This is a genomic window from Synechocystis salina LEGE 00031 (assembly GCF_015207985.1).
GTDB lineage: Bacteria > Cyanobacteriota > Cyanobacteriia > Cyanobacteriales > Microcystaceae > Synechocystis > Synechocystis salina.
Map to the genome: position 1 here is coordinate 1 of NZ_JADEVV010000081.1, position 10,790 is coordinate 10,790.

General features: G+C 50.1%; 17 protein-coding genes. 14 read left to right on the top strand and 3 right to left on the bottom strand.

What is annotated here, in order from left to right:
• Positions 1 to 30 precede the first annotated feature (30 nt).
• From IQ217_RS17980 to IQ217_RS18040, 13 genes are all read left to right on the top strand, one after another.
• Positions 31 to 456: a hypothetical protein gene (locus IQ217_RS17980; RefSeq protein ID WP_194021210.1), complete on the top strand. Its 426-nt coding sequence runs from the start codon at positions 31 to 33 to the stop codon at positions 454 to 456.
• Between the two features lie 223 nt (positions 457 to 679).
• On the top strand, positions 680 to 1,030 hold the full coding sequence (locus IQ217_RS17985) for a hypothetical protein (protein ID WP_194021212.1): 351 nt from the start codon (positions 680 to 682) through the stop codon (positions 1,028 to 1,030).
• 91 nt (positions 1,031 to 1,121) lie between these two features.
• Positions 1,122 to 1,460: a hypothetical protein gene (locus tag IQ217_RS17990; protein ID WP_194021214.1), complete on the top strand. Its 339-nt coding sequence runs from the start codon at positions 1,122 to 1,124 to the stop codon at positions 1,458 to 1,460.
• Between the two features lie 57 nt (positions 1,461 to 1,517).
• On the top strand, positions 1,518 to 1,820 hold the full coding sequence (locus IQ217_RS17995) for a hypothetical protein (protein WP_194021216.1): 303 nt from the start codon (positions 1,518 to 1,520) through the stop codon (positions 1,818 to 1,820).
• Between the two features lie 57 nt (positions 1,821 to 1,877).
• Positions 1,878 to 2,474 (top strand): hypothetical protein, encoded by a 597-nt coding sequence (locus IQ217_RS18000; RefSeq protein ID WP_194021217.1) that lies wholly within the window; start codon positions 1,878 to 1,880, stop codon positions 2,472 to 2,474.
• Positions 2,475 to 2,539: 65 nt separating this feature from the next.
• The gene (locus IQ217_RS18005; RefSeq protein WP_194021219.1) at positions 2,540 to 2,731 is read left to right on the top strand and encodes a hypothetical protein; all 192 of its coding nucleotides are present in this window, start codon (positions 2,540 to 2,542) and stop codon (positions 2,729 to 2,731) included.
• 111 nt (positions 2,732 to 2,842) lie between these two features.
• On the top strand, positions 2,843 to 3,529 hold the full coding sequence (locus IQ217_RS18010) for a recombinase family protein (RefSeq protein WP_194021221.1): 687 nt from the start codon (positions 2,843 to 2,845) through the stop codon (positions 3,527 to 3,529).
• Positions 3,530 to 3,799: 270 nt separating this feature from the next.
• Positions 3,800 to 3,958 (top strand): hypothetical protein, encoded by a 159-nt coding sequence (locus tag IQ217_RS18015; RefSeq protein WP_194021223.1) that lies wholly within the window; start codon positions 3,800 to 3,802, stop codon positions 3,956 to 3,958.
• A gap of 332 nt (positions 3,959 to 4,290) precedes the next feature.
• Entirely contained in the window at positions 4,291 to 6,309 is a 2,019-nt protein-coding gene (locus IQ217_RS18020) for a hypothetical protein (RefSeq protein WP_194021225.1), read from the top strand.
• The gene (locus IQ217_RS18025; RefSeq protein WP_194021227.1) at positions 6,219 to 7,745 is read left to right on the top strand and encodes a DEAD/DEAH box helicase family protein; all 1,527 of its coding nucleotides are present in this window, start codon (positions 6,219 to 6,221) and stop codon (positions 7,743 to 7,745) included. The genes IQ217_RS18020 and IQ217_RS18025 overlap by 91 nt, the downstream gene beginning before the upstream one ends.
• A 4-nt stretch (positions 7,746 to 7,749) precedes the next feature.
• Complete coding sequence (locus IQ217_RS18030; RefSeq protein ID WP_194021229.1) at positions 7,750 to 8,022, top strand: VRR-NUC domain-containing protein; 273 nt, start codon at positions 7,750 to 7,752, stop codon at positions 8,020 to 8,022.
• Between the two features lie 111 nt (positions 8,023 to 8,133).
• Entirely contained in the window at positions 8,134 to 8,652 is a 519-nt protein-coding gene (locus IQ217_RS18035) for a hypothetical protein (protein WP_194021231.1), read from the top strand.
• Positions 8,653 to 8,760: 108 nt separating this feature from the next.
• Positions 8,761 to 8,925 carry a hypothetical protein gene (locus tag IQ217_RS18040; protein ID WP_194021233.1) on the top strand — a complete coding sequence of 55 codons (165 nt, stop codon included), beginning with the start codon at positions 8,761 to 8,763 and terminating at the stop codon, positions 8,923 to 8,925.
• Between the two features lie 331 nt (positions 8,926 to 9,256).
• Here the strand turns inward: IQ217_RS18040 and IQ217_RS18045 are convergent, their stop codons facing one another.
• Genes IQ217_RS18045 through IQ217_RS18055 form a run of 3 tightly spaced genes read right to left on the bottom strand, consistent with a single transcriptional unit; the run spans position 9,257 to position 10,164 of the window.
• Positions 9,257 to 9,535 (bottom strand): hypothetical protein, encoded by a 279-nt coding sequence (locus tag IQ217_RS18045; RefSeq protein WP_228024279.1) that lies wholly within the window; start codon positions 9,533 to 9,535, stop codon positions 9,257 to 9,259.
• Positions 9,536 to 9,814, bottom strand: a complete 279-nt coding sequence (locus IQ217_RS18050) for a helix-turn-helix domain-containing protein (RefSeq protein WP_228024278.1) — start codon at positions 9,812 to 9,814, stop codon at positions 9,536 to 9,538.
• 11 nt (positions 9,815 to 9,825) lie between these two features.
• Entirely contained in the window at positions 9,826 to 10,164 is a 339-nt protein-coding gene (locus IQ217_RS18055; protein ID WP_194021237.1) for a hypothetical protein, read from the bottom strand.
• A 229-nt stretch (positions 10,165 to 10,393) separates the two neighbouring features.
• On the opposite strand from IQ217_RS18055, the gene IQ217_RS18060 reads away from it, so the two are divergent.
• A complete protein-coding gene (locus IQ217_RS18060) occupies positions 10,394 to 10,633 on the top strand; it encodes a hypothetical protein (protein ID WP_194021239.1) in 240 nt (79 codons plus the stop codon).
• Positions 10,634 to 10,790: the final 157 nt, after the last annotated feature.

Here is a 10,790-nt window from a genome sequence, read left to right on the forward strand (position 1 = left end):
CCACCCTCGACACATATCAAAGGAAAAACCATGCAATTATTAACAGCCACATTGACCGAAAATCCCAAGGCCATCACCACGAAATATGGGGAAAAATGTGTAGCCGATGCCCTGACCGAAACCGGGGAAACCGTAGCCGTATGGCGGCCTGCCAATGACCCCATTTTGATGAAATTTCGACAAGGCGATCGGGTGAGTTTGGCCCGGGATAGCAAAGGCAAAATAAGCCTGATTGATAACGCCCCCACAACTTCCACCATTGCCCCTGCCCCCACCCAAACCACTGGGATTAATCCTGATACTAAGCGGGCGATCGCCGCCTATGTGGAAGAACAAACTAAGCTGCTTGGATTCTGCCTAAGCCAGGCCTCCACTATCCAAGGCATTCAACCAGAAGATGTCAGGGCAACGGCTACCACCCTTTATATCCAGACAATTAAGCACTTTGGGCTATAGTCGCCACTGCCAGAATGGGGGGATAACTTCCCCCTATCCTGATAGATAACCGATAGTTATAGGGATAAGGATAAATGATAAGAAACTATAGGGATAGAAGCAGGATAAAATACTTGACTATAGAGATAGTAACAGGATAATATAGGGATATGGTTAAGGGAGAGCGAACCGCTACACACCGCCCCCAAGCCACCACCGCCACATTCATCAAAGGAAAGCTGAAATGGAAAATCTAATCGTTGCCATCCTTCTCTATGTCGCCATCGTGGCGATCGCCTACCGTCCCAAAACCGCCGCTACAGACCCCGCCGCTCCCATTGACTACTTCCCCGAAGTGGAAGCCACCACCGAACCCGAACCCGTTGCAATGCCTGTTCAACCGGCGATCGCCGCCACTGCATTAACCACCGTTCCCACCATGGCCACCGCCCAGCCTGACCCCGTTCAATCCTTCACCGTTGCCAATGACCTAAGCCGTTTGGGAGTCCGTGACCTGTACAAGCTGGCTAGTAAAGCAGGCATCAAGGGTTATAAAAAGCTAACTAAACCTCAGTTAGTCCAAGCCCTAGCCTAATCTCCGTGACCTGGGGAATGTCCTAAAAAGTCCCAACAAAATAGGGAGCCTGACTTGCTCCCCACCACTAATACTTACGAGGATTTTATCAATGACCACGACTCTTAACCCCCCGGCCGACTTCCTAGCCTCTGAATTGGCCTCCCACGATTGGATCAGAAATCTACCCCAATCCGAAAAAAACAAACTTGCTGAATTGCTATTGGACGGGACGGCGATCGCCATGACCAAGGAAGACAAGAAAAGGGCGTTGGATCCGATTTATATCCGCCTATATGCCTTGGGGTCAGCCCTCACCTGCGCCGTCAACTCCATTGAGTATCTGACCGAGGATAACGGGGTTGTAGAGGCGATTGAGTCTGTCCGCCTGGTCTCTGATTTGGTGGCCGAGGAAGCTGAAAAAGTCAAAAACTTTGCCCATCGTCTGTAGCCCCCCACCAATATCCAGCCCCCAGATAAGGGGGCATTTACCTTTTGAGGAATGACCATGGAACAGCTTTCATTATTTGACCCAGCCCCGACCTATCCAGATAAAGCAATGTCTTGCAAGTTCTGGCACCACGAAAAACAACAATGGTACGACTCTGCCATTTTTGAGCATTGGTCTTTTGCTGGATTGGCAGGGATGCCCCCTATAGAACACGGCCCCCATTTTGGCCGCTATGTTTGCCTGGAACCTGATGGCACATTCACCATGCGGAAAGCTAAAGATAAATCATTCTGCAAGATAATCAGCCACCTTTACTTTGGGGAAGATTCTTCACACCCCAGAATGCTCCCACCAAACTAGGCGATCGCCCCGCTTCTGGACAGTCCAAGATATTAACCGCCTCACCCCCTAACAAAAATGAAAAACTCTAAAGGGTTGGCTAATGAGTTAGCCTACCTTGCCAGTCAAACCGGCCCAGAATTTTGGAAAGATAGCAACTATCGGAACTACAGAAGTCAGCTATGGAGCTATCAAAAGGAAAATAATATTTCTTCTGTGTATTGGGAGGAAGTAACCTTCCTAGATGAAAAAATTTGCTTTCCTAATTATTCTTCTGAGCTATTGTTTATGCCTCAAGACCACGGGATACTCCAACGCCAGAAGTCTAAAACCATCGAAAAATTTCTGTCATTTCAGGCAAGGCATGGTCTGTTTATGACCGATGCCTATGAGTTGGCTAGCCCCGATTATGTAAGGGATTTTTGCGACAAATATGACCATGCCACGTTGGGTGTCACTGAACACCGCCCCGATTTTGTCCTAACTAAATATTCGGGGGAAATTGCTACTGAGAGGATCAAGGGAGTTTTTTACAGTCGCTATTATCTTTTCCTAGAATCCCTTCCCCCTATGCCGGTGGAAGAAAGGGAGCAACTAGAAGATCATGGAGCTTCTTTTATGGATGGAATAACCCTTATTCGTGAAGTCCAAGCCTATCTCCCTGAATATTGTTAACCGGTGATCGCCCCCACTTCTGGAAAAGTCCATATATTTTTGTCCACATTTACCCACTGCAACCAATGGAAACCACACCGCCCAACTCTGAAGACATCATGGGCCAACTAGAAACTCTGTCCACTACGGAAAAACTCAAAATCCTCAACTCCCTCCGTGCCCATCATGGATTGCCCCCGATGACCATGGGGGAAGCTCTGCTAGGAGCTGGATTGTCCAAGGAAGAAAGGGAAATTCTACTATCTGTTTGCCCATAGGCGATCGCCATGGAGCCGAATAAACCCAACTACCCCCATTATTTATAACTATAATTTCAAAAAGAGTTATGTTACAATCAGGCTAAATACATACGGGAAAAGGCATAGAGTATGAAATTAGTAGGATATTGTCGAGTTAGCACGGAGGGACAAGAGGATAACACCTCGCTGGAAAACCAGCGGCGGCGGATTGAGGCTTATTGCCAAGCCTTTGACCATGAGCTGATGGAAATATTTGTGGAAGTAGGAAGCGGAAAAGACACCGTTAACCGCCCGCAGTTCCAATCAGCCATGGAAATGGTAGCCACCAAAGCTGATGGCATTGTTGCCCTGAAGTTAGATCGCATTGCCCGCAGTTGCCGGGATGTTCTGACCTTGGTGGAAGATGTTCTACAGCCCAGCAGTAAGGCCCTGGTGTTGCTTGACCTAAATGTGGACACCTCCACCCCCACTGGGAAAATGATTTTGACCATGATGGCGGCGGTGGCTGAATTGGAGAGGGCACAAATTAATGAACGTTGCCAAGGAGGAAGGAAGGCCAAAGCCGATGCCGGTGGGTATGCCTATGGAACCCCAGCCTTTGGATTTGCCGCTCAGGAAAAAGAGTTAGTACCGGTGGAAGATGAACAGCAAACCATTGCTCTTATCCGCCGTCACCGTCGCTCTGGCAAGTCCTACGCCAAAATTGCAGACTATCTCAATGGTCAAGGCATCCCTACCAAACGGGGGAAGGAATGGAATGCTATGCAGGTTCACCGGATTATTCAACGCACCAACAAACAAAGGGACATTGCTTAGAGGCGATCACCGCCCAACTCCATAAAAAACCTGATTCTTTGACATCCTGCTTGCAAAGCAGGCTGTTTTTCTTGCCCAACCGGCGATCGCACCCCGTACAGCCACACGATTTTGGTGAGCTTTTGTGACAAAATCCCGCAAAACTGCAAAAATTCGTGCCCAAACTGTTGCTTTTTTTGGGCCGACCAAAGTACTTTACTCCCACAGACCGAGACTGCATTTAGGTTGTATAAATCAATAATCGGAACAGCTAGTAAGGGATTTTGCCTTATGACTCAACAAAAAACCCCCCGACGGGACTTTGCTATTTACGACCGGACTGGGGAATTAAGGCTAAGGGTTGAACGAGCGGCCCAGCAAGCCGACCTCAACCGTTCTCAGTGGATTCGCCACGCTATCCGGGAAAAATTAGAGCGACAAGGTATCTAAAATGACTAACCAAAAATTGAATACCCGCTTGCTGCCTAACTTTGGTCGGTGCAACAGCAAACGGGTACGACTTCACAAAAGGCTTGGCCACCCGGCGGGGAGGGGCCTTTGTTATGGGCATTTATAACAAAAAATGTGTGCAGAATGTGCAGAATTGCACAGGCAAAAATTCAGCTTCCCCCATTGTAACCCCAGCCCAGGCCCGGCGATCTATACGGGTTGTAATGCCCTACCGAGTGCTACCGAGTGGGCAAAAAATATTTTCAATTTCTCTGACAAATCCACTCCTATGGCCATCATCCCGGCCACGGATTGGGGGGAGGGAATAGCCAATGGGACTGCTAAAGAATCAGGCGATACCATCAGCCAAGCTAGAAGCCTCCCCTTCCTCAGTGGAAGTGCTTTGGCTAGAGATTAATGGCCGCCGGGAAACCGTCAAAATTGGCTACCCCAAAAAGGGTGCAGAAACGATTACCTGGCCAGTGGTGGAGGGAACGAAATATAAACTCACCCTGAAAGATGGCGAGTATGTGGCCATGCCCATCAAAGACAAAGGGAAGGCGATCGCCGTTGAGACGGAGCAACCAATCAAGTTAGACCCATTGGCGGTGAGGCTTACCCAGTGGTTTAACTTTGGGAGCTATGCCATTGTGAACGACGGGGAAGGGTGGAAGACCCTAAAGGATAGAATCAGCCCTGCCAAAATTTGGAACTACTGGAACGACCCCAACACGGCGATCGGCTTGAGGTTTGGAAAAACGACCCGGTACGGATTAATCGACCTCGATACCACTGGCCATCATCACAATGAGGCTGACCTACGGGCCGCTTGTGAGGCATTGGAAACCATTGGGATATATGAGCCGTTTTTAAAGCAATCAAGTAATTCTGGGGGTTGGCACCTCTACTATGGTTTCCCCCAGGATGTCCCTACCTTTGCCCTATCCTGTGCTGTGCAGGAAGTATTAGCCCGGTTTGGCTTTGACATCAGCCCCGGCAACTGTGAAATCTTCCCCAACCGTAAGGGTTGGACAAAGGGAGACATCACCCATTACAACGGTGCCCGGTTGCCCCTTCAACCCGGTTCAGGCGGTGCCCTGTTGAATGATGACTTAGTTCCCTATTCAACCTCCATAGAGACGTTCCTAGATCTCCTAGACGAATCGGCGGCCGCCTGTGACATTGACCTACTGTTGGAAGCCTGTGCAGAAGCCAGAGCCAACTACAGCCCCTTTGCCAAGCCCAACGGATTTGGCCCCCATAGCAAAAAGGGCAGCGAGTGGAGGAAGGCAGACCTAGCCACCATTGCCCAGCCCTGGGAACCTAGCATCAGCATGAAACGGCTAGGCATCATTGCCCGGTATGGTGTTGTGTTTGAACGTCTCACCGGGGATGACTTAGTTAATTTCATTGTCCAAACGGCGATCGCCACACCGGACTACAAAAAGTATTGCCAGCATCAGCATGAACTAACAGCCTGGGCTTGCCGTTGGGGACGTTGTGCTGAGCGTAAATATTATCCCTACGAGCCGAAAAAACAGAGCCGACCGACTGGGCCAACAAATGAAGAAAAGACGCGCGCGGCGATGAGGAAGATTGCTGATGCGGTTGTTGATCTGATCGCCGGAGGGAAACTTCCTGATGGAGTTAAGGCTAGGGAAAGGCTGTTGGTGAGTTTAACCGGAACCTCCAAATCAACCCTGTGGAAGTCGTCATATCGTCCCCTTTGGCACCCTGCCCACATGGACTCTGTTCTAGTAGCCGCAACACAGACACAGCAAGGGATTGAGGCAGTAGCCCCAGACCCCCGGACAATAACGTTGTGTAGCTATTCCGCCAGCCCACCATCGTCTGGGGTCTCTCACAAAGCTTGTGGTTCCCCTCCGAATTCAAAGAAATCTTTACATCCTCAGCATGTACTACCCCCCCGGCGCGCCAAAAAAACTAAAACCACTCAAACCCAGACACAGCAAGGGATACAGAAAATAAACCGATTTGAAGTAGGGGAACCTGTACCAATATCACGGAGACTAGCCATTGTGAATCAGCATCAAAGTCAGTCACAGCAAAGGATACAGCCACCGCTACGCATTGTTAACCGTCCGGTGTCCCCGATCGCCGACCCGAACCCCAACGGAGTGAAGCCGGGGGACTGGGTTGTGGAAGTGCATCGACCAAGAGCGTTGCTGAGGTTGGAGAGCATCGACCCAGATGGCGAGTATTGTCGCTGTGCTGATGTCCACTGGGGAGGGAGGGAGCTGTGCCTATTGTCCGAACTGAACCACGCCCCACCGGATTTGGTTGCAGAGTATTTGCCCAACGGCGATCGCCACCAATCGAAAACTTCCTAACTGCCATGGACAACCAAACCACCGCCCAACAAATTCAACTTAGGGACTATCAGCAAAGCCTATTGCAGGGGTTGTTTGAAGCTTGGAAGGTTCACAGACGGGTAATGGCCCAACTGCCCACCGGTGGGGGAAAGACGGTTATTTTTTCTTTCCTTGCCAATGAAGTAGCCCACCATGGCGATCGGGTGCTAGTCCTGGCCCATCGTGAGGAATTGATTACCCAAGCCGCCGCCAAATTGGAGTCAGTGACGGGGAAGCCAGTGGGGATTATCAAAGCCGGGTACAGTCCTAGCCCCCTCTACCCCATTCAGGTTGCCAGTGTGCAGACCCTCATTAACCGGCTGAGGGATTGGCCAGACTTTGGCTTAGTGGTGATTGATGAAGCCCACCACAGCACAGCTAAGACCTACCGGAAGATTTTGGATGCTTACCCCAACAGCTACCAGCTAGGAGTAACAGCCACACCGATCAGGACTGATGGCAGTGGATTTGTTGACCTGTTCGATGCCTTGGTAACGGGGCCAACGGTGAAGGAATTAATCGACCTGGGCCACCTTTCCCGGTTCAAAATGCTGGCCGCCAAGGCAATGGAAACCAAGGGAGTCCGTACCGTTGCCGGGGATTACTCCGCCTCTGGACTGGAGAAGGCTAACAACGTGGTGGAATTGTCCGGGGATTTGGTGGAAGCCTATCAGCAACATTGCCCCGATCGCCGTTGTTTGGTGTTTGCTATCTCCGTTGCCTATTCTCAGGCGATCGCCGCCCGATATAACGCCGCTGGAATCCCTGCAATCCACTTGGATGGGGAAACACCTTCAGAGATTAGAAAGGAAGCCTTGGCTAAGTTTGCCGCCGGGGAAATCAAAGTAATTAGCAACTGTGCCCTATTCGGGGAAGGGTTGGATATTCCAGCCCTGGAAGCTGTGCAAATTGCCAGACCAACCAAATCCCTTGGGCTATGGCTTCAAATGGTTGGCCGTGCATTAAGGCCAGCACCGGGGAAAGATTTTGCCATCCTGTTAGACCACACCAAAAACCACATGATCCACGGATTACCCACCCGTAAGCGGCGGTGGACTCTGGAGGGAGTGGAGCAAGCCCCGGTGAAACTGAGGAAAAAACGGAACGGGGAAATTGAGGAATTAGAGGAAACGGCGATCGAGGAAGCCCCCGCCCAATTGGTGGAAGTCAAGGAATTGTCTGGACCATGGGGGGAATGGTGGGGTGATATTGTTTCAGCCCAGCAAAGCAAAAACTATAAGCAAGGTTGGATTTACTACCAGGTTTGTGATGCCTATCCGCCCATTGATGTTTGGCTTGAATTGGCTAACTTCCTTGGGCGATCGCCATCGTGGGCCATTGCCCGCTTCCATGAACAGGATGAAGCTGGCCAAACCAAACAGACCCCGCCGCCCTTGCCCTCTTATATCCGTTGATACCATGCGCTATTACCGACAAAAGACAGACTCTAACCAGGCTGAAATAGTCCAGGCATTACGGCAAGTTGGTTGCTTAATCTTTGACCTATCAGGCCAAGGCGGGGGAGTGCCTGACCTAATTGCCCTGACCCCCAAGGGAGAGACTGTCTTGATTGAAGTCAAAAACCCCAGTGGTAGGGACAGGCTGACCCGTGCCCAAGAAAAGGCGATCGCCATGGGCTGGCCCATTGCCATTGTCCGCACGGTGGAGGATGCCCTTGCCTTGGTTGTCTAGTACGCAAAAAGGTACTCCCTGGGGCTTTGGTATAGCGGGGCGGCAGTGGCTCCCATTCCCCAGCCATAGAAGTCCATAGACCCTTGGTGGTGGTGGGAAAGAGGTTTATCTATGTTTCAAGACAAAAATATGGAATCAACAGAAAAAAGACCCAGCCTTTGGGCATCCAAGGCCGCCGTAGCAAGGAAGGCAGGGATACCGATTAGAACCCTTGAAAATTGGGCTTATTCCGGGGCGATCGCCAGGAATGAATTTGGGGAAGTTGATCTTATCGAGGTTTTATTCTTGCATCGGCAAAAGCTAGATGAAGAAATTAGGAAGCTTGAGGAAGGGCGGTCAGCAGAGAATAAGCTTATCCAAGCCCGCACCCGAAAATGTTTGGCGGACTGTGAACTTTTGGAATGGCAGTTGGAGGAAGAAAGGGCCAAATTAATTTCTGTGGATGAGGCAAGAGACGATTTTAGGAAAGCTTTGAGGATGGTTACCGAAGCATTCCATAGCTTGCCTGATGAACTGGAAGCGGCGATCGCCATCGAATCCAACCCCAAGGCAATTCAGGCAATGCTGACCAGTGCCATTGATACCCGGTTACAAAAACTAAGCGAGGACTTTCAATCGGCGGGGGAGTGAACGGCGATCGCTTTGCCTTGGTGTCTAGTACATAAAAGGTACTCCGTGGGGATTAACCCTAAGCGGGTAGGCAGCAGCGCCGTTCCGGTAGCCACCAAATTTTCCAAAATGACCCTTATTATTACAACGATAAAAATGGCAGAGGCTAACCCTCCGGTACTGTCTAGCCGATCGCCGTTGGAATTTTCTTTACTACCACCATGGCAGGGTCAGCACCGCTGGTTATCTCTAGCCGCAACTTTTCAAAAAAAAGCTCATTATCACCATGGTTAGCTGAAACGCTTACAGGGAGCCGATCGCCTACCGTGCCGAGATACGTGTAAAAACCTTCACATCTAGCTAGAAGCCTTACGGGGAGGGGATAAAGAGGCGATCGCCATGGAACCAAGCTGTTTTTTTGAAGTGGTGAAAGTTAGCGACAAAAACAGCAATTCCCCAACCGCAAGCCTCTAGGAAATTTCTGGCCCAGCAGATAGCCAAAACTACATGGCTGTACGGACGGCGATCGCCGGAAAGAACCTAGAAAGGCAATCCCTTCTCTTCCCTGTAGTGGACTCCTAGGGGCTGACAAATTGGTGGAAGCGTTGGGGCTTGTCGATCGCCGTCACGGTTGAATATTTCGGGAAAGGTAGCCAATGATGGCCCCAACAGTCGCAAGAAGCACACCAATGCTGATTTGTCGCCAGTTCTTCAACTCCCCAACCTTTTCAGCTAAATCAGGGATTTTTTGGATGTAGGGCTGTTGAGCTTGGATTGCTCCTTCTAGCTTGCTAAGGCGGTTATCAAGGGCATTAAGCTTTTCCTCTGTCCGTGATTGGTTGGAGTCGATTTTTTCCTCTATCCGTTCCAATATTCTGCCTAGGTCTGTTTCGATGATGGCCATTTAATTTTCCTCTGGATTGATTGGATGCCAACGCCTAGACGATTTGTCATAGCGCCACGGTGGAACATTCCCAATCTCTGGGTGTGTTGGTTTGGTTTGCCCATGGCGATTACCCCAACATTTGACCGTATTAGGCGGTATGCCCAACTTAGCCGCCAGTACAGGCCCCGTTAGCCCTTCCTTTCCTTTGGCATCCAGGGGGATTCCCATAGATGGCTTGGTTTCAGTCCCGCTCACATTTTGGGGGACTTCCACCACCGGGGCAATGGGCACGGCCACCGCCAGGGATTTTAGGCGGCTAATTCTAGCTTTTTTACCTGATCTAACTCAGCCTCCAGTTCCCCAAACTTAGCCGCTGTCTTGGCTTCCATTTCGGCGATCGCCTGGGAAAGTTGCTCCTTAACCATGGACTCAATATCCGGGTTAGGGGGGATAGTAACCTGATTATTATCCTGATAGCCAGACTCTAAAGCATCTAGCCCAATCTGGATAAGTTTGTTGATGGTATAGGTTACCTCTGGTTTTTTGCTGATGTGGTGAATTCTGGCATCAAAGCGGCTAACAGCCACCGCCCGCACCTTTTCCAGCAAGTCTTCTGAAATCTTTAAGTCAATCTTGGTATCTGCCATGGTGATTATCCCGATTCTATGGGGGCAGTACCACTATAGCCTATTATCCCCATTCTTTCCCGATAGATAACCTTAAGTTATCCCTATAGAGTATCAAGATAAAACTTGGCTATATCCCGATAAAACTATTGACTATGTAGATATTATCGGGATAATATAGGGATATACCAAAGGGAAGGCACAGCTACCAACTACCACCTTCCCTCTACCCCAACTAAGAGGTACTGCAATGTTAACTCAAACCGAACCGATCGCCGTGATGGTCAACTTACCCGAAGAGCCGGTAAGTGTTGGCTACGAAACCACCATGGAGTTAGTGCATAAGAAAACGGCCCAGCACTGCACTTTATTTATTCACAGCTTTGAATTGCTCTCCATGCAGGATGTCCGACAAGCCATCAACAAAGGCTTAGGAAGTCACTGGGATTGGTATCAACTTTCTGCCCGCTGTGACGTTTACGCCTTCTAGTTCACCGATCGCCGGGGGGGAGTCTTCCCCCCACCCTCGACACATATCAAAGGAAAAACCATGCAATTATTAACAGCCACATTGACCGAAAATCCCAAGGCCATCACCACGAAATATGGGGAAAAATGTGTAGCCGATGCCCTGACCGAAACCGGGG